The sequence below is a fragment of the Salinibacter ruber DSM 13855 genome, assembly GCF_000013045.1.
Lineage (GTDB): Bacteria > Bacteroidota > Rhodothermia > Rhodothermales > Salinibacteraceae > Salinibacter > Salinibacter ruber.
In genome coordinates, this window is the sequence record NC_007677.1 from 520,119 (window position 1) to 542,637 (window position 22,519).

20 protein-coding genes and 1 tRNA gene are annotated in these 22,519 nt (G+C 66.8%); 15 read left to right on the forward strand and 6 right to left on the reverse strand.

Features of this window, described 5'->3' with window-relative positions; all coding sequences use genetic code 11:
• Window positions 1–68: 68 nt before the first annotated feature.
• A tRNA-Ile gene (locus SRU_RS02040) sits at window positions 69–142 on the reverse strand.
• Between the two features lie 186 nt (window positions 143–328).
• Between SRU_RS02040 and SRU_RS02045 the strand changes: the two genes are divergently transcribed.
• Window positions 329–799 carry a CBS domain-containing protein gene (locus SRU_RS02045; RefSeq protein WP_011403158.1) on the forward strand — a complete coding sequence of 157 codons (471 nt, stop codon included), beginning with the start codon at window positions 329–331 and terminating at the stop codon, window positions 797–799.
• Window positions 800–842: 43 nt separating this feature from the next.
• On the opposite strand, the gene SRU_RS02050 is transcribed toward SRU_RS02045, so the two are convergent.
• From SRU_RS02050 to SRU_RS02060, 3 genes are all read right to left on the reverse strand, one after another.
• Window positions 843–2,384, reverse strand: coding sequence for a S10 family peptidase (locus SRU_RS02050; RefSeq protein WP_231847288.1), 1,542 nt, complete (start codon window positions 2,382–2,384; stop codon window positions 843–845).
• 111 nt (window positions 2,385–2,495) lie between these two features.
• Window positions 2,496–3,689 carry a glycine C-acetyltransferase gene (locus SRU_RS02055; RefSeq protein ID WP_011403160.1) on the reverse strand — a complete coding sequence of 398 codons (1,194 nt, stop codon included), beginning with the start codon at window positions 3,687–3,689 and terminating at the stop codon, window positions 2,496–2,498.
• A 126-nt stretch (window positions 3,690–3,815) separates the two neighbouring features.
• Window positions 3,816–4,802, reverse strand: coding sequence for an NAD-dependent epimerase/dehydratase family protein (locus SRU_RS02060; RefSeq protein WP_173387030.1), 987 nt, complete (start codon window positions 4,800–4,802; stop codon window positions 3,816–3,818).
• A gap of 325 nt (window positions 4,803–5,127) precedes the next feature.
• Between SRU_RS02060 and SRU_RS02065 the strand changes: the two genes are divergently transcribed.
• From SRU_RS02065 to SRU_RS02085, 5 genes are all read left to right on the forward strand, one after another.
• The gene (locus tag SRU_RS02065; protein ID WP_011403162.1) at window positions 5,128–5,625 is read left to right on the forward strand and encodes an Lrp/AsnC family transcriptional regulator; all 498 of its coding nucleotides are present in this window, start codon (window positions 5,128–5,130) and stop codon (window positions 5,623–5,625) included.
• Between the two features lie 91 nt (window positions 5,626–5,716).
• A complete protein-coding gene (glnA, locus tag SRU_RS02070; protein ID WP_013060929.1) occupies window positions 5,717–7,057 on the forward strand; it encodes a type I glutamate--ammonia ligase in 1,341 nt (446 codons plus the stop codon).
• 320 nt (window positions 7,058–7,377) lie between these two features.
• Window positions 7,378–8,676, forward strand: a complete 1,299-nt coding sequence (gene purB / locus SRU_RS02075) for an adenylosuccinate lyase (RefSeq protein ID WP_013060930.1) — start codon at window positions 7,378–7,380, stop codon at window positions 8,674–8,676.
• Window positions 8,677–8,919: 243 nt separating this feature from the next.
• The gene (locus tag SRU_RS02080) at window positions 8,920–10,782 is read left to right on the forward strand and encodes a glycoside hydrolase family 15 protein (protein WP_011403165.1); all 1,863 of its coding nucleotides are present in this window, start codon (window positions 8,920–8,922) and stop codon (window positions 10,780–10,782) included.
• Window positions 10,779–11,288, forward strand: a complete 510-nt coding sequence (locus SRU_RS02085; RefSeq protein ID WP_011403166.1) for a hypothetical protein — start codon at window positions 10,779–10,781, stop codon at window positions 11,286–11,288. The genes SRU_RS02080 and SRU_RS02085 overlap by 4 nt, the downstream gene beginning before the upstream one ends.
• Window positions 11,289–11,393: 105 nt before the next feature.
• On the opposite strand, the gene SRU_RS02090 is transcribed toward SRU_RS02085, so the two are convergent.
• Together SRU_RS02090 and SRU_RS02095 are read right to left on the reverse strand one after the other, a co-directional pair.
• Window positions 11,394–11,891, reverse strand: a complete 498-nt coding sequence (locus SRU_RS02090) for a hypothetical protein (RefSeq protein WP_011403167.1) — start codon at window positions 11,889–11,891, stop codon at window positions 11,394–11,396.
• Window positions 11,892–11,969: 78 nt separating this feature from the next.
• On the reverse strand, window positions 11,970–12,317 hold the full coding sequence (locus tag SRU_RS02095; RefSeq protein WP_011403168.1) for a hypothetical protein: 348 nt from the start codon (window positions 12,315–12,317) through the stop codon (window positions 11,970–11,972).
• 219 nt (window positions 12,318–12,536) lie between these two features.
• Between SRU_RS02095 and SRU_RS02100 the strand changes: the two genes are divergently transcribed.
• From SRU_RS02100 to SRU_RS02140, 9 genes are all read left to right on the forward strand, one after another.
• Complete coding sequence (locus tag SRU_RS02100) at window positions 12,537–13,709, forward strand: dipeptidase (protein ID WP_013060934.1); 1,173 nt, start codon at window positions 12,537–12,539, stop codon at window positions 13,707–13,709.
• Window positions 13,710–13,905: 196 nt separating this feature from the next.
• Window positions 13,906–16,119, forward strand: a complete 2,214-nt coding sequence (locus SRU_RS02105) for a TonB-dependent receptor (protein ID WP_237701852.1) — start codon at window positions 13,906–13,908, stop codon at window positions 16,117–16,119.
• 201 nt (window positions 16,120–16,320) lie between these two features.
• On the forward strand, window positions 16,321–16,695 hold the full coding sequence (locus SRU_RS02110) for an NADH-quinone oxidoreductase subunit A (protein ID WP_011403171.1): 375 nt from the start codon (window positions 16,321–16,323) through the stop codon (window positions 16,693–16,695).
• 195 nt (window positions 16,696–16,890) lie between these two features.
• On the forward strand, window positions 16,891–17,532 hold the full coding sequence (locus tag SRU_RS02115; RefSeq protein WP_011403172.1) for an NADH-quinone oxidoreductase subunit B: 642 nt from the start codon (window positions 16,891–16,893) through the stop codon (window positions 17,530–17,532).
• Window positions 17,533–17,615: 83 nt separating this feature from the next.
• Entirely contained in the window at window positions 17,616–18,320 is a 705-nt protein-coding gene (locus tag SRU_RS02120) for an NADH-quinone oxidoreductase subunit C (protein WP_011403173.1), read from the forward strand.
• Between the two features lie 55 nt (window positions 18,321–18,375).
• Complete coding sequence (gene nuoD, locus SRU_RS02125; RefSeq protein WP_011403174.1) at window positions 18,376–19,731, forward strand: NADH dehydrogenase (quinone) subunit D; 1,356 nt, start codon at window positions 18,376–18,378, stop codon at window positions 19,729–19,731.
• A gap of 97 nt (window positions 19,732–19,828) precedes the next feature.
• Window positions 19,829–20,506 (forward strand): complex I 24 kDa subunit family protein, encoded by a 678-nt coding sequence (nuoE, locus tag SRU_RS02130; protein WP_013060937.1) that lies wholly within the window; start codon window positions 19,829–19,831, stop codon window positions 20,504–20,506.
• 103 nt (window positions 20,507–20,609) lie between these two features.
• Window positions 20,610–21,971: an NADH-quinone oxidoreductase subunit NuoF gene (gene nuoF, locus SRU_RS02135; protein WP_112902993.1), complete on the forward strand. Its 1,362-nt coding sequence runs from the start codon at window positions 20,610–20,612 to the stop codon at window positions 21,969–21,971.
• A gap of 54 nt (window positions 21,972–22,025) precedes the next feature.
• Complete coding sequence (locus tag SRU_RS02140; protein ID WP_011403177.1) at window positions 22,026–22,466, forward strand: hypothetical protein; 441 nt, start codon at window positions 22,026–22,028, stop codon at window positions 22,464–22,466.
• Window positions 22,467–22,519 lie beyond the last annotated feature (53 nt).

The window sequence follows — 22,519 nt, forward strand, 5'->3', positions numbered from 1 at the left end:
CTGATGCGAAAGAGGACCAGAGAGGCGTTGTGCCCGGAGGGCCTCGTGGCGCCGTCGGGCACGAGGGGTGGGCCCGGCAGGGCTCGAACCTGCGACCAGCCGATTATGAGTCGGCGGCTCTAACCAACTGAGCTACGGGCCCCGGTCACCGTAGCTGTGCCCACGAAGTGGGGCCCAGTGGGTTCCGTTTTCCCGGGGCACGGGCGCACACGGGCCGTAAGAATTCGCCGCCGATCCACGCGGCCCATGCAACACGGGGGTGGGCGACCAATAGGGATACTGTCGTACGCACTCGGATCTCTTTCCCACAACCGTTCTTTCGCCCCTCATGAAGTGGAACAGCGCCAAAGACTTGATGACGGCGGACGTGCAGACCGTTGATGCCAGCTGGCCGATCGACCGGGTCGCCCAGTTCTTGACCGACCACGGCATCTCCGGTGCGCCCGTCGTGAAGGACGACCAGCTCGTGGGCGTGATTTCCCTGACGGACATCGCGCGTCACAACGGCACGGCGGGCGAGCCGGCCTCCGACCGGCCCGCCTCGTTTTACCGCTCGGAGCTTGAAACCGAGTACGCTGAGGAGGACCTCGAGAACCTACAGATCAGTGAGGGGGGCGAGACGACCGCCGAGCACGTCATGACCCCGCAGGTCTACGACGTAAACGAGCACACCTCCGTGCAGCAGGTGGCACAGGTAATGCACCGCGGGGGCATCCACCGCGTCTTCGTCACCACGAACGGAGAGGTGCGTGGCGTCATCACGGCGCTCGATATGCTGGAGGTCGTGGCGACGATGTAGCGGGCACGGGCGGCGTGTGTCCGCCGCACGACCGCCCGTTTCCCTACCGGTTTCGGCCGTACCGGGCGGGCGTGCCCTCGTCCGGGATGGATTCTTCGATGAACGTGCGGATGTCCTCGTTGGAGGTCGCCAGGTCCTCCGAGCGCAGGTACATCATGTGGCCGCTCCGGTAGCCCTCGAAGCGGAGCCGGTCGCGCATCGTCTCCCGCGTCCCAAGGTTCCACATCACGTACTTGGCCGAGAAGTAGTCCGTGGCTCCGTCGTAGTAGCCGGACTGCACCATGACGTGGAGGTAGGGGTTCTGGGCCATCGCCTCGCGGAGCTGCGCGCCGGTGTTGTTTTCCGTCTCGTCCCACGGGTAGACGTTGCCGAAGGTGTTGTACTGCAGGTCCGTCGTGAAGCCCAGATCGTCGCGGAGGTAGTGGTTGATGGCGGGCGTAAAGGCGTGGTTCCAGGCCGTGAGCTCCGCCGGGTAGTCGTATTCGCTTCCGGCATTGGTCACGTCGATCCCTTCGTAGCGGGAGTCGAGGCGCCCCACCGTACGCCCCTCGTCCTGGAGAAGCTCCTTCCAGAAGGCATCCGCGGGAACGGCGAGGTTGTGGTCGAGCACGAACGGTTCGGAGAGGCCGGAATAGCGGGCCACCTGCTGGGCCACGGCCTGCCGCCGGGCGTCCTCGACGAAGCCGCCCCGGGTGACGGCCGGAATGTACTCCTCGATGGTATAGTCCTCCACCTCGGACAGCAGGGCCTGGAGGTCCCGGCTCTGAAGGGCGTCGGGCAGCTGCTCGTGGTACCAGGCCGTCGCCGCGTAGTAGGGCAGCTTGAGCGCCTCGGAGCGCGGGGAGGGGCCGGCCGGCTCCATGCCGAGGCCGGTGGGGGAGACGAGGATCACGCCGTTCAGGTACGTCCAGTGGCTGTTCTGGAGCTCGCCGGCCAGGCCCGCAACCCGGGTGGTGCCGTAGCTTTCCCCAATCAGATACTTCGGGGAGCGCCACCGGCCGTGGCGGGAGATGAACGTGTCGATCCAGTCCGCCAGGTAGTCCACGTCGGCGTTGACCCCAAAGAACTGCTCCGCGTCCGTGTCGTCGTCGATGACGCGGGAGAAGCCGGTGTTGACGGGGTTGACGTACACGATGTCCGCCACGTCGATGATGGACTGGTTGTTGTCCTCAACCCCGTAGGGCTGCACGGGATAGCCCTCGTCGCTGATGAGCAGGTGCTTGGGGCTGGTGTAGCCGAGGTGCATCCAGAGGGAGCCGGAGCCGGGGCCGCCGTTGAAGGAAATCATGAGCGGGCGCCCGGAGCGGTCGTCGACGTCCGACCGGCGGTAGTAGGTATAGTGGAGCGAGGCGACGGCCGTGTCGTCGTCGCCGTACACCGGCTGCGTGCCGGTCGTGACCTCGTAGGGCACCTCTTCGCCCTTCACCGTGACGCGATCGGTCTTCGTAATCGCCGTGTCGGGCGGGAGGCTGCGCTTGAGTGGAGACGCCCCCATGCTCTGGGCGTGGGCCGGCGGAACCGTCCCGCCGAGCAGGAGCAGAAGAACGGCAGCAACGCTTACCCGAAGGAAAGAGGCGTCGGTCATGAAGCTCGATGTGCAGGTTGGGAAGAGAGGACAGGGCGTGGATGAAGGGCAGAAGGGGGGAGGAGACAACGCCTCCGCTCGTCCCTCTTGTCGCCTTGACCAGACACTGCGTTAGATGACGTCGTGCTTGCGGCCGACCTCCGTGAACGCGTCGATGGCGCGGTCGAGCTGCTCCTTGGAGTGGGCGGCGGACATCTGGACGCGGATGCGCGCCTCGCCCTCCGGCACCACGGGGTAGCTGAAGCTGATGACGTAAATGCCGCGGTCGAGCAACTCGTCGGCGATGGCGCCGCTCGTCTTCGCGTCGTAAAACATGATGGGCACGATCGGGTGGTCGCCCGGCTTGATCTCGAAGCCGCGCGCCTCCATCTCACTCCGGAAGTAGCGGGCGTTTTCCCAGATCTGCTCGCGTCGTTCGCCGCTGGTCTGCAGCATCTCCAGCACCTTGAGGCTGGCGTTGGCGATCATCGGCGCGATGGCGTTGGAGAAGAGGTAGGGGCGGGACTCCTGCCGGAGCAGGTCGATGATCTCCTTCCGCCCCGTCGTGAAGCCGCCGGTGGCGCCGCCGAGCGCCTTGCCGAGCGTGGAGGTGATGATGTCCACCTCGTCGAGCACGCCCTTCGCCTCGCTGGCGCCGCGCCCCCCCTCGCCCATGAAGCCGGTGGCGTGGCACTCGTCGACCATCACGAGCGCGTCGTACGCGTCGGCCAGGCGGCACATCTCGTCGAGCTTCGCCACGTCGCCGTCCATCGAGAACACGCCGTCGGTGGCGATCATGCGGGTCTCCGCGTCCTGGGCGGCCTGCAGCTTCGCCTCCAGGTCGGCCATGTCGCTGTGGTCGAAGACGTGCAGGTCGGCCTTGCAGAGCCGGATCCCGTCGATGATGGAGGCGTGGTTCAGGGCGTCACTGATGATGGCGTCGTCCTCGCCGAGGATGGTCTCGAAGAGGCCCGTGTTGGCGTCGAAGCACGAGTTGTAGAGGATGGTGTCGCCCGTTTCGTGGAAGTCGGACAGGGCGTGCTCCAGGTCCTTGTGCACCGACTGGGTGCCGCAGATGAAGCGGACGCTGGCCACGCCGAAGCCGTACCGGTCGACGCCCCGCTTGGCGGCATCCATGATCTCCGGGTGGTTGGCAAGGCCGAGGTAGTTGTTCGCGCAGAAGTTGATGACGTGCTGGCCGCCCTCAACCTCAATGTCGGCGTCCTGCTGGGAGGTGATGACGCGCTCCTCGTTGTAGGTGCCGGCGTTCTTGATCTCTTGCAGCGTCTGCCGAAAGTCGGCCGCAACGTCGTCGGTCATGGGCATGACGGTGTGGGGGGTGGTTTAAGGGGTGTGCGAAGCAGTCGGAAGCAGTCGGATGACACGGGCGTGCCGAAAGAGGACGGAGGAGGGCGAATGGAAGAAGGGGCACGCGTCCGTACGGCCACGCCCTCAGCGTCCACGCTTTTTTTCTCCCACGTTCCCGGGGGCCCGGACGTTCTCTCGCAGGTGGTGGAGCATGTCTTCCGTCAGTGCGTCCAGGTCGTATTCCGGCGCCCAGTCCCAGTCGGTTCGGGCCGCCGTGTCGTCGACCGAGGACGGCCAGTTCTCGGCGATGCGCTGCCGCTCGTCCGGCTCGTAGTGGCAGTCGAACGTCGGCACGCGCGCCCGGATCGCCGCGGCCAGCTCCGCCGGGGCGAAGCTGAGGGCGCCCGCGTTGTAGCTGTCCCGCACCGACAGGGCGTCCGCGTCGGCGTCCATGAGGGCGAGGGTGCCCTGGATGGCGTCCGGCATGTACATCATGGGCAGCCGCGTGTCCGGCTCGAGGAAGCAGGTGTAGTCCTCCCCTGCCGCGGCCTGGGTCAGCATGTCGATGGCGTAGTCGGTTGTGCCGCCGCCCGGGGCCGTCTTGTAGCTGAGGAGGCCTGGGTAGCGCAGGCTCCGCACGTCCAGGTCGTAGCGGCGGTGGTAGTAGCGGCACAGCAGCTCGCCGCTCCGTTTGGTGACCCCGTACATGGTGGTGGGGTCGAGCACCGTGTTCTGGGGCGTGTCGTCCCGCGGGGTGGTGGGGCCGAACACGGCGATCGAGCTGGGCCAGAACACCGTGTCGACGGGGCGGCGCCGGGCGAGGTCCAAGACGTTTTTGAGGCCGCTCATGTTGACGTCCCAGGCGCGGTCGGGGTGCTGCTCGCCGGTGGCGGAGAGCAGGCTCGCCAGGTGGTAGATCGTGCCGATCTCGTGCCGGTCGAGGACGCCGGCCAGGGCCTCCCGGTCGCGCACGTCCATCACCTCGAAGGGCGCGGCGGCGGACGGGCCGTTGGCCGTCGGGGGCGGATTGAGGTCCAGGCCCACCACCTGCTCGGGGCCGTGCCGCTGGCGCAGGGCCTCAACGAGTTCGCTTCCAATCTGGCCGTTGGCACCGGTGACCAGGATGCGCATGTGCTCGGACGTGTGCGGCAATTGAACGAGACCTGTGCGAGACGTGTCGTACTTGCCCCCGAATCGCGGGTTCGGCGCGGTTTTCCCGGAAGCGTCCTTCCGAAGGGGAAGGAGGGGCCCTCGATCACGCTCGTGCCGTACGGACCGTGCGCCCGTGCGTTCGGAACCGCTTTCAGCCCGTCCCCGCCATTTTTGTAGATGCACGAAGCGCTTCCACCGCGGATCTTTACGGGTTTTGTAAAATTATTTGTCCGTACTGCTTGACAAACCAAAGAAAGTGGTGTAACGTAGAGCCGTAGCAAAAAGAGATAGCGACAGCGAGGCCATGTCACACCGCATCGACGAAATCGACGCGAAAATTCTGGAACTGCTTCAGCGCGACGGGCGCATGCAGCGCAGCGACGTGGCCGAGGAGGTGGACCTCTCCATCTCGGCGGTCAGCGAGCGCATGCGGAAGCTTGAGGAGCGCGATGTCATCGAGGAGTACCGGGCCGTCGTTGACGCCAAGCGACTGCGGCTCGACATCACGGCGTTCATTCGCGTGTCCGTGGACGGGTCGGAGCACTACCCCAACTTCGTCGATCAGGTGGAGGGCATGGAGCAGGTGCTGGAGCTGCACTCCATCACGGGGGCCGGGTCGCACCTCATGAAGGTGCGGACGACGGACACGACCGCCCTGGAGGGGTTCCTCTCCGATATTCAGGCGATCTCCGGCGTCAGCAAGACGACCACGAGCATTGTGCTGAGCACCTTCAAGGAAGAGCGGACCGTGCCCACCGAGCCGATGGAGCTGTACGACTACGACGCGTCGTCCGACGAGTAGGCCCCGGACGGCCGGCCCCCCGGGGACCCGACCGGTGCGGGCCGGGCCTCCCTCATTCTTCGTACCTACGAACCAATCCTTCCGACGATCAATGCCGACCAAAACCGACGTCCTTGAGCAGATCGAGGCCAAAGGGGTAGACTTCCTGCGCCTCCAGTTCATCGACATTCTGGGGACGGTTAAAAACGTCTCCGTGCCGGCCCACCAGGCCGAAAAGGCCTTCGAGGAGGGCATCTACTTCGACGGCTCCTCCATCGAGGGCTTCGTCCGCATCCAGGAGTCGGACATGCGCCTGGATCCGGACCCGGACACCTTCGCCGTCCTCCCCTGGCGCAGCCAACGCGGGGACGACACCGTCTCGGCCCGTCTCATCTGCAACATCATCGACACCTCCACCGGCGAGCCCTTCGTGGGGGACCCGCGCTACGTCCTGCAGCGCGCCATCGACCGGGCGGCCGACATGGGCTTCGAGCTGAATGCGGGCCCCGAGCCTGAATTCTTCGTCTTCGAGAAGGACGAGAACGGACGGGCCACGACCGAGACCCACGACGCGGGCGGCTACTTCGACCTCGCGCCGAAGGACCTCGCGCAGGAGATTCGGGCGGAGGTGATCTATACGCTCGAAGCGATGGACTTCGAGGTGGAGGCGAGCCACCACGAGGTGGCCCAGGGCCAACACGAGATTGACTTCAAGTACGACGACGCGCTGACCACGGCGGACAACATCGCCACCTTCCGCTCGGTCGTGCGGGCCATCGCGGAGCTGCACGACGTGCACGCCACGTTCATGCCGAAGCCGATCGCCGGCATCAACGGGTCGGGCATGCACACGCACCTCTCGCTGTTCGAGGACGGGGAGAACGTCTTCCACGACGGCGACGACGAGTTCAGCCTGAGTGACACCGCGTACGACTTCCTCGGCGGCATCCTCGAGCACGCGCCGGCCCTGACGGCGATCTGCAACCCGACCGTCAACTCGTACAAGCGGCTCGTGCCCGGGTACGAGGCGCCGATCTACGTGGCCTGGAGCGACGTCAACCGCTCGGCCCTCGTGCGGAAGCCGGCGGCCCGCGTCCCGGCGGCCTCCCGGATTGAGCTCCGCTCGCCGGATCCGTCCAGCAACCCGTACCTCGCGCTGGCGACGATGCTGCACGCCGGGCTCGACGGCATCGAGAAGGGGCGCTCCGCCCCCGACCCGGTCCGCGAGAACATCTACGAGTTCACCGAGGCGGACCGCGAGGCGCGCGGCATCGAGACGCTCCCGAGCACGCTCGGCCAGGCGGTGACGGCCTTGCAGAAGGACGACGTGGTCCTCGACGCCCTGGGGCCGCACGTCAGCGAGAAGTTTACCCAGGCCAAGACGCAGGAGTACACCGAATTCCTCGCGTCGGTCTCGCAGTGGGAGCTCGACCGCTACCTGGAGACGTTCTAACGGAAAGCGATTTGGTGAGACAACGAGCGTCGAAGCGGCCGGTGCCCCGAGCGGGGCACCGGCCGTTTCTACGGCGGATGAGGAGACCCGTCGGGCGAAAGACGGGCGGCCGACGCGGCGGCGGTCCCCGCTTCCGCGCCGCCCGGAGAGGGCCGGAGCCCGCCGGCCCCCCGCGGGCCCGCCAATTTTGAAGGCCCGCCAATTTTTTGCCTCCGTGCGTTGGTGTGTCCACTCGTCCTGGCATTCCCCGCCTCCGGACCGTTACCTTACGTGCAGAAGCAACGCCGCGCCGTTCTGTACCGAGCTTTCCCCATCCCCGAATGATTGACCGCTATACCCGCCCGCCGATGGGCGACCTCTGGAGCGAAGAGCAGAAGTTTCAGTCCTGGCTCGACGTGGAGCTGGCCGCCTGTGCCGCGTGGAGCGAGATCGGCGCCATCCCGCCCGAGGACGTGGAGACCCTCTACGACGAGGCCGACTTCGACGTCGACCGCATCCACGAGATCGAGAAGGAGACGAAGCACGACGTGGTGGCCTTCACGCGGGCGGTGAGCGAGACGCTGGGGGAGGAGAAGAAGTGGGTCCACTACGGCCTCACCTCGACCGACGTGGTGGACACCGCCTACATGGTGCGCATCAAGAAGGCGAACAGCCTCATCCGCACCCAGCTCGACGGGATGATCGAGACGCTGGCGGAGAAGGCGCGGGAGCACAAGCACACCCTCACCATGGGGCGCACGCACGGGGTGCACGCCGAGCCTACGACGTTCGGCCTCAAGATGGCCCGCTACTACGACGAGATGAACCGCCAGAAGGAGCGGTTCGAGCGGGCCGCCGAGGAGATGCGGATGGGCAAGCTTTCCGGGGCCGTGGGCACGTTCGCCCACATCCCGCCCGAGGTGGAGCGCCTCACGTGCGAGCGCCTCGGCCTCAAGCCGGCGCCCATCTCCACGCAGGTCCTCTCGCGCGACCGCCACGCGAACTACCTGAGCGTGATCGCGGGCATCGGCGCCACCCTCGAAAAGATGGCCGTGGAGGTGCGGCACCTCCAGCGGAGCGAGGTGCGGGAGGCGGAAGAGGCGTTTAGCGCCGGCCAGAAGGGCTCCTCCGCCATGCCGCACAAGCGCAACCCCGTCGGCTCCGAAAACATCACCGGCTGCGCGCGGCTCCTGCGCGGCTACATGAACAGCGAGTTCGACAACGTGGCCCTCTGGCACGAGCGCGACATCAGCCACTCCTCGGTCGAGCGCATCGTGCTGCCGGACGCCACGACGCTGCTGCACTACGCCCTCCGCCGCTTCCGCGGCATCATCGACGGCCTCGTGGTCTACGAGGACACGATGCGGGAGAACATGGAGGAGACCTACGGCCTCTACAACAGCCAGCGCCTCATGCTGAAGCTGATCGACACGGGCCTCAACCGCGAGGAGGCGTACGACCGGGTCCAGCCCCTCGCGATGACGGCGTGGGAGGAGGAGCGCCCCTTCCAGGCGGTCGTGGCGGAATCGGACGCCATTACGGAGGTCCTGTCCGACGACGAAATCGAGGAGGCGTTCGACCCGACCTATCACGTCCGCAACGTGGACCGGATCTTCCGGCGGGTGGGGCTGGAGGAATGAGGGGGGGAGATGCCTGTTGCCGGCCCCCGCTTCCCTGGGGGGCGGGACCGTGTCGTGGCACCCCGACATCGGAACGTAGACGACCGCCCGGCCCTGCGAAACGGCCCTCTTTGAAGAGGGCGGGGCGGCGTTCGCCCGGTGGTACAGATCTTGTGCGAGTGGTAGGTAGGAGACGCACGGGCCACACAAGTAGGCCCGAAGAGGAGCAAATACGCGCCGTGCTTCGTCATTGTCCTGTTCTGAATGCACAGCCCCGACGACCAGTACGCCCCCATCGAGGACTACGCCGTCATCGGCGACTGTGCGAGTGCCGCCCTCGTCGGCACGGACGGGGCGATCGATTGGCTCTGTTGGCCGCGGTTCGACAGCCCGTCCATCTTTGCCGCCCTGCTGGACGCGGAGCGTGGGGGGCGGTTTCAGGTGCGGCCGACGCAAGACGTTTCTTCGGTGGAGCGGCGGTACATGGGGGACACGAATGTGCTGGAGACGACCTTCACGACGGAGACGGGCGTGCTTCGGCTGACGGACCTGATGCCGGTGGGGCCGCCCGAGGCGTACCGACGCGAGCTGTGGCCGACCCACGAGATCCTGCGCCGGGTGGAGTGCGTGGAGGGCACGGTCCCCGTTCAGGTGGCATGCGAGCCGCAGGTGGAGTACGCCCAGCTCGACCTGTCTTTCGAAGACCGTGGGGCACACGGGTTTTTTTACAACTACGACGGGGCCGTCCTCATCGCCCGGAGTGAAGTGCCCCTTACACCGTCGCCCGGGCAAAACGCCCTCTATGGAGAGCAGACGCTCCGGGCGGGCGACCGGCGCTTTCTCTCCCTCACCTACGACGACGAGGCGCCGGCCGTGCTGCCGCTCCTGGGGGACCACGCCCAGCGAAAGCTGGCCCGGACGATCAACTACTGGCGCGACTGGGCGGGGCAGTGCGAGTACGACGGGCCCTACCGCGACGCGGTGGTGCGGAGCGCCCTCACCCTGAAGCTCATGACCTTCGCCCCCTCGGGCGCCATCGTGGCGGCGCCCACCACCTCCCTGCCCGAAGCGATTGGGGGCGAGCGAAACTGGGACTACCGCTACTGCTGGCTCCGCGACGCGGCCCTGACGCTGCGGGCCCTGTACGAGCTGGGCTACGAAGACGAGGGGCGGGCCTTCTTCTCGTGGCTCCTGCACACCACCCGGCCGACCGCGCCGGAGCTGCAGGTCATGTACGACGTGCACGGCAATACCAACCTGACGGAGCGGACGCTGTCGCACCTGGAGGGCTACCGGCAGTCGCCGCCGGTGCGGGTGGGCAACGGCGCGCACGACCAGCTCCAGCTCGACACGTACGGGGAGCTCATCAGCGCGGCCTACGAATTTGTGCGGCGGGAGCACGAGCTCGACCCCTGGCACCGCCGCCTCCTCGTCAGCCTGGGCAACGAGGTGTGTGCCCGCTGGGAGGAGCCGGACGAGGGCATCTGGGAGGTGCGCTCCGGACGCCACCACCACACGTTTTCGAAAGCGATGTGCTGGGTCGCCCTGGAGCGCCTCCTGGCGCTGCACGAGGAGGGATACGTCACCGTCCCGGTCGACCGCTACCGGACGGAGGCGGCCCACATTCGCGCCGCGGTGGAGGAGCAGGGCTACAACGAGGAAAAGGAAAGCTACGTCGCCACGTTCGGCGGGGACCGGCTGGACGCAAGCCTGCTCCTGCTTCCCACCTACGGGTACAAGGAGGCGACGAGCCCACGCATGAAATCGACCTTTGCCCGCATCCACGAGGAACTGGCCCAGAACGGGCTCCTCCACCGGTACCCCCCCGACACCAACGACGGATTTACGTCCGAGGAAGGGGCCTTCGGCCTCTGCAGCTTCTGGGACGAAGAGATGTTCGCCCGGCTGGGGCGGCTCGACGAGGCCCGCGAAAAGCTCGGCGAGACGATCGGGTACGCGAACGACCTTGGGCTCTTTGCCGAAGAGATCGATCCGGAGACCGGGGCGTTCCTGGGCAATTTTCCCCAGGCGTTTACGCACGTCGGGCTCATCAACGCCGCCATCACCATCACGAAGGCCGAGGAGGAGGCCCCCACTGCCCTACACGAACAGCCCGATCCACAATGACGTCCCTACTCGCCCTCAATGTTGGCTCGGCCCTCCTGTGGGGCCTCTTCGCCACCGGCCTGCTCACGCTGCTAATGTCGGGGAGCCAGGGCCTGGGGTGGTCCCGGATTAGCTTTCCGTACATGATCGGGAGCATGTTCACGTCCCACCGAGGACGGGCGATGGGGATCGGCTTCCTGGTGCACCTGGCCGTCGGAATGAGCTTCGCGCTTCTCTACGCGCTGGTCTTCGAGAGTTGGCAGTGGGCCACGTGGTGGCTCGGGGGCCTGCTCGGCGTCTTCCACGGGCTGTTTCTGCTTGCCGTCCTGATGCCCGCCCTCCCGGACCTCCACCCGCGCATGGCGAGCACCCACCACGGGCCCACGCCCACGCGGCAGTTGGAGCCGCCCGGCTTTCTGGCGCTGAACTACGGCCGCAGTACGCCGGTGCTGACGATCGTGGGGCACATCGTCTACGGCATGCTGCTCGGGCTTTTCTATCCGCTTGGGGGTGGGGGGCTGTTGTAGGGACTGCGCGATGCGGCGCGGGGCGCTTCGCCCTGGCCCTCGTGTCCGCGCCGGCTGGCCCGGACAACGGGAAACGAAGCCCTGCCGTCTGCACGAGGAGGCGGGCTACCGGCCGGCCAGGCTATCGATGGGAACGGGGGAGACGAACAGCTTCGGTTCGCTGTAGACGGGCTCCACACCACCCGCTCCGTCGGCACACAAGACCCAGGTCGCGTCGACGTTGTTGGGCATGTAGAGGCCGTTCGGCTCCCGCTGTGGCAGCGTGTTGGCGGCCTCGCCGAGGCCGTTCTGAAATTGCTTCGGATTGGTTAACTGGGTCGAGTACGGCAGGCCATAGCCGATGGACTTGCAGATGAAGTGACGGCGCCCGTTGCGATCGACATGGTACGTGTATGTCGTGATGCGCTCGTCCCGCATCTCCATGATTTGCTTGGCGAATTTGTACTCCTGGAAGTTGTTGATCTCAGGCGTTCCCACCTCGGAGTAAAGGCGCTGAGCAAGCTGCTGGACGTCCTCACTTGCCTTTTCCGTGGCGGAGTCGCCGCAGCCCAGCAGGGCGAAAACGAGTCCCAAGAAGAGGAGACCGGAGGATGGTGTGCGCATGGACGGGGAAGCGTAGAGAATGGATGGGAAAGGTCGGCGAAAACGAAATTCAGTCCGTGGACCTGTTCGTTGTTCGGGCTACGGGTCTGTTCGCGTCCGGAGGTGCTCGACCCACTGGCGAAGGTCCTTCGGCATGTCGGCGCGGTCAATGTCTCGGGCCCGGCGTAGGATCAACTTCCGGACTGCGTCCTTGTGGGTGCTGTCTGCCTCTTGGTACTTCACGCGGTAGCGCATGAGGTCCTCCACCGTCCCCTCCACGTGCTGCCGGCTCTGCTCGTAGGTTTCTCGCTGGGCTTCTTCATACTTGGGGGCCGTCCACCGATACACGTAGTATCCGCCGCCCACGAGAATCGTGACAAACGCGAGAAGGGAGAGGGCCGCGGTCACCGAAAAGCGGATCGAATCCAGAAATGAGTCGTCGCTCATCCAACAACGAAACCGGTGTTCGTGAAAGTGCAAACTTGTGCTGGTGCAAGCATCAGGGTACAGGGGTGACCATTCAATTAAGGAAAGGCGGGAACGCAGTGAATATCAGCGCGCATGCCCACGGGCCCTCCCCCATGCCCGGACGACGATCAACCGTGAGCGCTGCTCGTTCCCACTCACCGTTGGCACTCGTTTCCTGGATTCTGCGTGTTCGCACTCATGGTTCGCCTGCTTCTGTACGTCCTGATCGGATTTGCCGCCCTCGTCGTCGCGGGCTACTTTACCGTTGCCGCCCCCATCGCCGACGCCCGCTACAACACCGTCCAGGCCGAGCCGCCCTACGATCCTTCGGGGCGGGCACAGGCCCTGCACGACACCCTGATGGTTGCGGATCTCCACAACGACCTGCTCCTGTGGGGGCGCGACCCGCTGACGCGCCACGACCGCGGCCACACCGACGTGCCGCGGCTGCGGGCGGGCGGGGTGGGCCTCCAGGTGTTTGCCGCCGTCACGCAGGTGCCGCGGGGCCGCAGCTACGCAGGGACGGACGCCGATGCCCTCGACCAGATTCCGTTTCTTGCCGCCGCCCAGCGCTGGCCCGTGCGGACCTGGACGAGCCGCCTGGAACGGGCCCGGTACCAGGCCAAGAAGCTCCGTCGCGCCGCGGCCCGGGACGGGGCCCTATTCCTGCTCCGCACCCGGGCCGACCTGGACGCCCTGCTCGCACGGCGCCGCACGAAGGGGGCCGCGATGGGGACCCTGCTGGCCGTCGAGGGGCTCCACGCGCTGGAGGGCGAGGCGGCGCACGTCGACACGCTCGTCGACGACGGCTACCGCATGATGAGCCTCACCCACATGCACGACAACGCCCTCGGCGGTGCGTCCACCGGGCTCGACAAGGGCGGCCTCACCGGCTACGGGGCCGCGGTGGTCGATCGGCTCGTGGCCCGCAACGTGACGATCGACCTCGCCCACGCGTCCGAGGCGCTCATCGACGACGTGCTGGCACGGACCCGCGGGCCCGTCGTCGTGAGTCACACCGGCGTGCGGGCCACCTGCGACAGCCCGCGCAACCTGAGCGACCGCCACATCAAGGCCGTCGCCGCCCGCGGCGGCGTGATCGGCGTGGGGCTGTGGGAGACGGCGGTGTGCGGCACCGGCCCCGCCGCGGTTGCCGCGTCGATGCGCCACGTGGCCGACCTCGTGGGGGTGGAGCACGTGGCGCTCGGCACCGACTTCGACGGGACGGTCTCGGTTCCGTTCGACGCCACGGGCTTTCCCCTCCTCACGGAGGCCCTCCTCGCTGAAGGGTTCTCTCCACGAGACATTGAACAAATCATGGGGGCGAACGTCGTGCGCGTGCTCCGCCAGAGCCTCCCGCCTGCCGAGTAAAAGCGCCCCGAGAGCGACTGGGGAGGCCTCACGCGTCCGGAACGTCAGTCTGGACAAGGGCCGTTGTAAAAAGAGCAGCGGTTGAGATGACGACGTGCGGCACAGACGAATCGGTACGTGGGTCGGTATGGTCGCCGGGTGCAGCAAGCTTCTCCGAGGGTGTCGTGCGTGCGGGTGGCGAATCGTCGCCGGGATTGTGCTGCTGGGCCTTGTGCCCCTGGGGGCAATGGCGCAGGGCACAGGGGCCGTGACGGGAACGGTCGTCGATGCCGCCGACGGGGCGCCCCTCGTCGGGGCGACCGTGAGGCTGCGGGCCGCCGCTGCTCCGACGGTGGTCCGGCGTGGAGTGACGGGGGAAACAGGCACCTATCAGCTTGACCGCATCCGGCCCGGGCGCTACGTGCTTGAGGTGACGTCCCTTGGGTACCAGCGACGCCACGTCCACGTCACGATGGAAGTGGGCGAGTCGCGCAGCGTGGACGTCGAGCTGCGACGGGATGCCTTTGGCCTCGAAACGATCGTGGAGGCCCCATCGCGAACGCGACAGCGGCTTCTGGAGGCCCCCGCCTCGACGACTGTTCTGGAGCCGGCGCGCATCCGACGGGAGGCGAAAACGTCGTCGGTGGAGGCGCTCCGGGCCGCGGAGGGGGTCGACGTGGCCCAGACGGGCATCGACCGGCGCGAGGTGGCCCTTCGTGGGTTCAACAGCGCCGTCTCCGCCGGGCCCCACGTCCGGACGGACCACCGCGAGGCCCGCGCCCCCGCCTTGGGCCTGAACCTTTACAGCGTCATGCCGAACACGACGCTCGACCTCGACCGGATCGAGGCGGTGCAGGGGCCGGCCGGGGCGCTGTACGGAACCGGGGTGGACGGGGGCGTGCTCCACTTCGTCACGAGAGACCCGTTCCGGGACCCCGGTACGTCGTTTGCCCTCTCCGGCGGGTCGCGGCGATACCTCAACGCCCAGTTCCGTCAGGCCGGGGTCCTGGGCGGCGCGGTGGGCTACAAGTTTACCGGCCAGTGGGGGCGGGCCGACGAGTGGGGCCTCGATCCCGAGAACGCCCGGGACGTTGCAGAGCTCGGGCGCTACCGCGTCTACGAGGATCCGGAGTCCCCGGCCCTGGAGGGGCGAAATTTCGTGGTGCGGGACGTGGACGGGGATGGCAGCGCGGAGGCGCAGCTCCGTCGAGAGGACCGCTACCGGCGGTATAATGTGAATGGGCTGCTGAGGTACCGCTTCGACCGCACGACCTCGTTGTCCCTGCGGGGCGGGTACGCGTCGCTGACGAGCCCGCTGCAATCGCCGATCGGCACGCTTCAGGCCTCCAATCTGGGCTACACCTACGGACAGCTCCGCCTGGACGCCGGTGATCTCTCTGCTCAGGTGGGCCTCGACCGCAATCTTTCCGGGGATGGCACCTATCTCTACCGGACCGGAAATGCCATCACCGACGAAGGCACGCGGGTGGATGGGCGGATGCAGTACGCGTTCGGTGTGGATCGTCTCAACACGGAGGTGCTCGTCGGCTCGGCGCTGGACGTCACGCGCCTGCAGTCCGTTCCGGGTGGCACGACCCCGGACGAGGAGGCGTTCAGCACGTTCGGAACGTATCTCCAGACGATTACCCCACTGGCGCCCTCCGTGTCCCTCACCCTCGCGGGCCGGGCCGACTACCTGAGTGTTCGGGAGGAGGTCCAATTCTCGCCCCGGGCCGCACTCGTGTACACGCCCGCCCCGAAGCATGCCCTTCGCGTCAGTTACAACCGCACGGCGTCGGTGTCCTCGGCGTCGCCGCTCCTTCAGCTTGCGCCAGAGGTGTCGGCGCCGCCGCGGGCCACCGTGACCCAGACCCTGGAGGTGGGCTACAAGGGACAGGTTGCCGACCGTCTCCGGATTGGCGTAGACGGGTACTACGAGACGCGGGACGATGTCTTCGTGCCGGTGGGAATCCCGGTCGAGTACCAAAATGGCGGGACGATCTCGTACGGGGGATTCGACGTATCGACGGAGCTGCGGGCCTCCGACGCGCTCACGGCCTTCGGCACCATGTCTGTCGTGAGCGACGATTCCTTCGAGGGGGGAGCCGGGCGTGGAGACATCGCCCTCAACGCGCCGGCCTTTAAGGGAAAGGGCGGCGTCGACTACGGGCTCCCGTACAGAACGACGATCGGGGCCACCGTGCATCACGTGGACGACTTCCCAGTTCGCTTCGGGCCCTACACGGGAACGGTGGACGCCTACACCCTGCTCGACGTGCGGCTGCGGTCCTCCCTCCCGGCGGTGCCGGGACTGAGCGTGAACGTCACGGCCCAGAACGTACTCGGCAATGCCCATCGAGAGTTCGTGGGGAGCCCCGCGCTGGGGCGCATGGTCGTTGCCCGCCTCACCTACGAGCTTCCGTCGCCTTGAGGGGACGGAGTCCCGAAACGACCCCCTTGAGATGAGTGCACGCTCGTGCGCAAGGCCATGAGGGATAGTTCACCGGCTCTTTGGGCGGCTGAGCAGGCGGATCGTTGCATCCGCGACGCCTAATCTGTACCGTACGTTACCCCCACGTATCATTCCCGTTGGGGCTTTCGCCGTTCTTCGCTCGCCCAACCGCGACCGGCCATGTTTGGCGACTTTGTGCCGCTGTTCCTGATGATTGCGCTGGCCCTGGGGCTGGCCCTGACCCTGCTGGCCGCGGCCGCCTACATTGGGCCGAGCCGGCCCAGTGGAACGAAGACCATGCCCTACGAGAGCGGCATGGACCCGGTGGGGAGCGCCCACGAGCGGTACTCGGTCAAATTTTACCTCGTGGCCATGATCTTCATCGTCTTCGACGTGGAGGTTGTCTTCATGTGGCCGTGGGCCGCCAGCTTCCACAGCTTCGTCGAGAGCGGTGCGGGGCTGGGGGTGATCGCCGTCATCTCGCTGTTCACGCTCATCCTGCTCGTCGGCCTGCTCTACGACGTGAAGAAGGGCGGGTTGGACTTTGAACAGTAGCGCCCGTCGGGGCGGCGGGGCCGACGAGAACGTGACATCCTCCGTACGTTCACGTGCGGTGGGGCGGGGGGGGAACAGGGGGAGACCCGCGTCATTTAACGCGGTGCATCGGAAGCACACGGCTTTATGATCCCGATTGGGTGCACCGTGTGCTCCGTTTCCGAACTTTTCTGAACCGCCCGACTCTTTATTGTCATGGCTGGATCCTCCGGAACCAACGGGCAGGGCTTCTTCACGACCCGTGTAGACACCTTCCTCAACTGGGCTCGCTCCAACTCGCTCATGCCCATGCCGATGGGGCTGGCCTGTTGTGCGATCGAGATGATGGGCTTCGCGGGGCCGAAGTACGACTCGGCCCGCTTCGGAAGCGAGGCCATGCGCTTCTCCCCGCGCCAGGCCGACCTCATGATTGTGGCCGGCTGGTGCTCCTACAAGATGAGCCACGCCATCCGTCGCGTGTGGGACCAGATGGGCGACCCGAAGTGGTGCATCGCGATGGGGGCCTGCGCCTCCACCGGCGGCATGCACCGCTGCTACGGCGTGGTGCAGGGCGTGGACAACTTCCTGCCGGTCGACGTCTACATCTCCGGCTGCCCGCCCCGTCCGGAGTCGGTGTTGCACGCGCTGATGGACATCCAGGAGAAGATCCGCAACGAGTACTCGGTGGTGCAGGACTACGAGTTTGGGAAGGCGCGGGAGCGCGCCCCGATCATGCCGGAAAACACGAACAGGTTTCCGGGGCAGCTTGAGAAGCCGAAAACCTCGACCCTCACCCTGGAGGCCCCGGACGCCGACGACGCGGAGGAGGCCTCCACGCCGGAGCCGGTCGCCGCGTAGGCACGCCGCCGTTCCGCCCGCTGCGTTTCTTCTTGCAAGACGGCGTCCGAGCGCCCGCGACGCCCCAACACGACGGAGTGCCGATGAGCAAGCCCGACAACCCTCGCGACGAAAACCCCAAGAACCCGGAGGAGCTCCGGTTCCACTACACCCCGACCGATGAGCCCGGGGCCGAACAGGAAACGGAGAACGCCCACGCGAAGGACACGACCCGCGTCCCGGCGGTCATCGACGCCCTGCGGGAGGAGTTTGGGGCGGCAGTCCTCGACGTGGAGCGCTACGCGAACGAGGATACCATTTACGTCGAGAAGAACCGCATTCGAGAGGTCTGCCGCTTCCTCAAAGAGGAGGAGGGCTTCGACTACTTCGTCGACCTCGGCGGCATCGACAACTTCACCGCGGAGGACCGCTACGAGGTCTTCTACAACCTCGTGAGCACCGAGCGGCAAAAACGCCTCCGGTTGAAGGTTCAGGTGGACGAGGGCGACATGCAGGTGCCGAGCGTGACGGAGGTCTACCGGGCGGCCAACTGGAACGAGCGGGAGGCCTACGACATGTTCGGCTTTTCCTTCGTCGACCACCCGGACCCCCGGCGCATGTACATGCCGGAGGACTTCGACTACCACCCGCTGCGCAAGGAATTCCCGCAGCTGGGCATTCCGGGCTCGCTGCCGCTCCCCCCGCAGACGCCGGATGGGGACCTGACGATGGACCCCTTTGCCGCCGCCCACGGCTCCCAGCCGGTCAAGAGCTACGAGGAGCCCGCCACCGACCCCGACTCCGAATAGGCGCTGGGACGCCCCGCGGCCCGTTCGGATGCTCTAACGCACAGACGCATACGCCATGCCTCAGACTCAAAAGCCCGACTTCCCCGGGAACGACCTCGGTGACCAGTTTCGGTTCTGGCCGAAGCACAACGAGAAGATCTACGAGCGGCTGGAGAACAAGCACGCCTGGCTCGAAGAGAAGCGGGCCGCCGCGCAGGGGGACGGGAAGCCGCCGGCGACGCAGCGGTCGGAGGTGGACCCGCTGGAAAACGAGATGATCCTCAACATCGGGCCCCAGCACCCGGCCACGCACGGGGTCCTGCGCTGTGTCGTAAAGATGGACGGGGAGACGATCGAGAAGTCCGTCCTCGACATCGGGTACCTGCACCGCGGCATCGAAAAGCTCGCGGAGCACAAGACGTACCAGGAGTTCATGCCGTATACCGACCGCATGGACTACCTGTCGCCCTACTCCAACAACGTGGCGTGGTGCCTGGCCGTGGAGAAGCTGGCCGACATTGAGGTGCCGGAGCGGGCGCAGTGGATTCGGATGATCATGAGCGAGCTGGCGCGCATCTCCTCGCACTGCCTCTGGCTCGGGGTGGGGATGATGGACGCGGGGGCGGTGTCTGGGTTCGTCTGGACCTTCCAGGAGCGGGAGGAGATCTACTCGATCATGGACGAGGTGGCAGGGGCCCGCTTCACGGTGAGTCACAGCCGCATCGGCGGGGTGGCCAACGACTTTTCCCCCCGCGCAATCGAGATGATTCGCGACTTCGTCGACACGTTTCCGGACCGGATTGCGGGCTGGGAGGGCCTGCTCAACAAGAATCGCATCTGGGTCGAGCGCAACAAGGGCGTGGGCCGCGTGACGAAGGAGGAGGCGCTGGAGCTGGGCCTGACGGGCCCGAACCTGCGCGGCTCCGGCGTGCCCTACGACGTGCGCCGCTTCGAGCCGTACCTGAAGTACGACGAGGTCGACTTCACCATTCCGGTGCGCGAGGAGGGGGACTGCCTGGCCCGCTACTTCCTGCGCCTCGACGAGATGAAGCAGAGCGTGCGCATCATCGAGCAGTGCCTCGACCGGATGACGGAGGGCCCCATCCGCTCCGACGACGCGAAGGAGGCCTACCCTTCGAAGGAGGAGGTCTATTACTCGATGGAGGGCATGATCCACGACTTCATGTACACCGACGTGGGCACCGTGCCGCCGAAGGGCGCCCACTCCTACCACGCCATCGAGGGCCCCAAGGGCGAGCTCGGGTTCTACCTGACGTCCGACGGCACCGGCCGGCCCTGGCGCGTGCGCATCAACGCCCCGTCGTTTACGAACCTGCAGGCGATGGAGCACATGCTCGAAGGGGAGATGGTGGCCGACACGGTCGTCATCATCGGCTCCCTCGACCCGGTCATGGGGGAGGCCGACAAGTAGCCCACGTTCGATCGGCGAATGCTGAGTGTCGAGGGGCCCGGCATCCGGCATCGCATTCGCTCCCTGGTACTTGCCATTCGAAAACCGACACCCGAACATGTCCAGTTTCGACGTTCAGCAGCCCATTGTCGAGCTTCCGGATCAGGATCCCGATCCGGCGTTCTCGGACGACGAGCTCGTGTGGACCGACGAGGAAGAGGCGCAGATCGAGGCCTGGAAGGACCAGTATCCGGAGGACCAGGCCGCCATCATGAAGGTGCTGTGGCTGGCCCAGGAGAAATTCGGCTACCTGGCCCCGGAGGTGATTCAGCTCTGCGCGGACACTCTCGACATGACGTTCACGCAGGCCTACGGCGTTGCGACCTTCTACCACCAGTACTTCAAGGAGGAGAAGGGCACCTACGTGCTCGACGTGTGCACCTGCTTCACCTGCCAGGTGTGCGGGGGCTACGACGTGTTGCACTACTTAGAGGAGAAGCTGGGCGTTCACGCCGGCGAGACGACCGACGACGGGATGTTTACGATCCAGGAGGCCGAGTGCCTTGGGTCCTGCGGCTCGGCGCCCATGATGGAGATTACGAACGGCGTCTACGTCCACAACCTGACCCCCGACAAGATCGACGACCTCGTCGAGAGCCTGCGTGCGGGGGAGGTGCCCTCGTTCACGTCGATGACGCTGCCCCAGGACGAGGAGGAGCTGGACGGCAACCGCCGCACCGACGTCGAGAACACGGAGACGTACCAGACGCAGCCCCGGGCGGAGCACACGGAGTAAGACGTGATGCGTGAGACGGGAGGCGTGAACGGAGGGCACTGCCCTGCTTCGCGGTTCCCGCTCCGGCCCTTTGCACTTTCACCTTCGCAACCTGAGACTGCATATGGAAACGAACGGAACGCCCCAAAGTCCGGCCGGCGACTGGCGCTCGTACGAGCGGATGCTGCTGCCGCCCATTCAGGACCTCCACAAGCTGGGCGTGTACGAGGAGCACGGCGGGTACGACCGCCTCCGGCGCGTCCTCGAGGACGACGCGTTCGAACCGAGCGACGTCACGGACGAGGTGAAGGCCTCCGGGCTCACCGGGCGCGGCGGGGCCGGCTTTCCCACCGGGATCAAGTGGACCTTCATGCCGGAGCCGGACGAGCGCCCGCGCTTCATCGGGGTGAACGCGGACGAGAGCGAGCCCGGCACCTTCAAGGACCGTCAGGTGATGGAGTACAACCCGCACCTGATGCTCGAGGGCATTCTCCTCGCCGGGTACGCCCTCCACATCGACACGGCCTACGTGTACATCCGGGGCGAGTACACCGACTGGATCGTGCACCTGAAGGAGCAGCTGGAGAACGCCTACGAGGCGGGCTATGTGGGCGAGAACATCATGGGCTCGGACTTCACGATGGACATCGTGCTCCACAAGGGGGCCGGGGCCTACATCTGTGGGGAGGAGACGAGCCTGATGGAGAGCCTGGAGGGCAAGCGCGGATACCCCCGCTACAAGCCGCCCTTCCCGGCCCAGAGTGGCATCTTCGGCTCCCCCACGACGATCAACAACGCCGAGACGCTGGCGCACGTCCCGCTCATCGTGGAGCAGGGGGGCGAGGCGTACTCGAACATCGGGGCGGGGGACATGCCGGGGCCGGCCCTCTACGGCATGTCCGGGCACGTGAAGAACCCCGGCGTCTACGAATTCCCGACGGGGATGCTACTGACCGACATGATCTACGACGTGTGCGGCGGGATGGCCCGCGACAAGGACCTGAAGGCCGTGGTGCCCGGGGGGTCCTCGGTGCCGCCGGTGCCCGCCGACCAGATCGACGGCATCTCGATGAACGACGAGAGCCTCGGTGAGGTGGGCTCGCGGACGGGGACGTTCTGTCCGCTCGTGCTCGACGAGGAGACCGACATGGTCTCGTTCCTCCGCCGCGTGGCGCATTTCTACCAGGACGAAACCTGCGGGCAGTGCACGCCCTGCCGCGAGGGCACGAGCTGGCTCGAAAAGATCCTCGCCCGCATCGACGAGGGGGAGGGGCGCATGCGCGACATCGACCTGCTTTTGGAGCTGTGCGACAACATGGACGGGGGGCGCACCATCTGTGCCTTTGCGGACGGCGCGGTGGGGCCGGTGCGGGCCACCGTCAAGCGTTTCCGGGAGGAGTTCGCGGCGAAGTGCCAGGCGTCCGTCCACCCCGTCAGCACCGAGGTGTCCGCCGGCGCGGGGTCGGCCGTGGCGGCGACGGAGTAGGCCGTGGCCACGCGGCGGGGGAGAGCTGCCTTTCGTTTCGCCTTCTGTTGCTCCATGCTCCGATGCGCCGCAATCCTTCTCGGTGGGGCTTTGCTCGCGGCCTGCGGCACGGGCGAAACAGAAACCAACGCCACCGAGGCCGAAGAGACCCGGGGCACGCCCGTCGACGCGACGGCGGCGCTCCCGGCCTCGGCCGTGGCGGCGGAGGCGGGCGTCTACGAGGGGCGTCCGGTGACCGTAGACGGGCGCATCGCCGCCGTTGGGGCCACTGGGTGCGAGGTCACCCTCACAACCGGCAGCCGGCCACTCGTCGTGGCGGCCCCGCGCACCGAGGCCGACGGCTGCGCCTGGACCGTGCCGGGGGCGGCGCAGGGATTCGCGGTCGCTGCCGGCACACTGCGCATCGCGGACGACACGCTCCGCCTAACTGCGAACGGGGTGCGGGTCACGCCCGTTCGTATCTCGGACGCAGGCCCGTCCGGGCCGAGCCCGTAGTGCCATGTGACCGGAACCCCCTGACTTGTGCCGCCTGTACCGCGTCGGAGGAA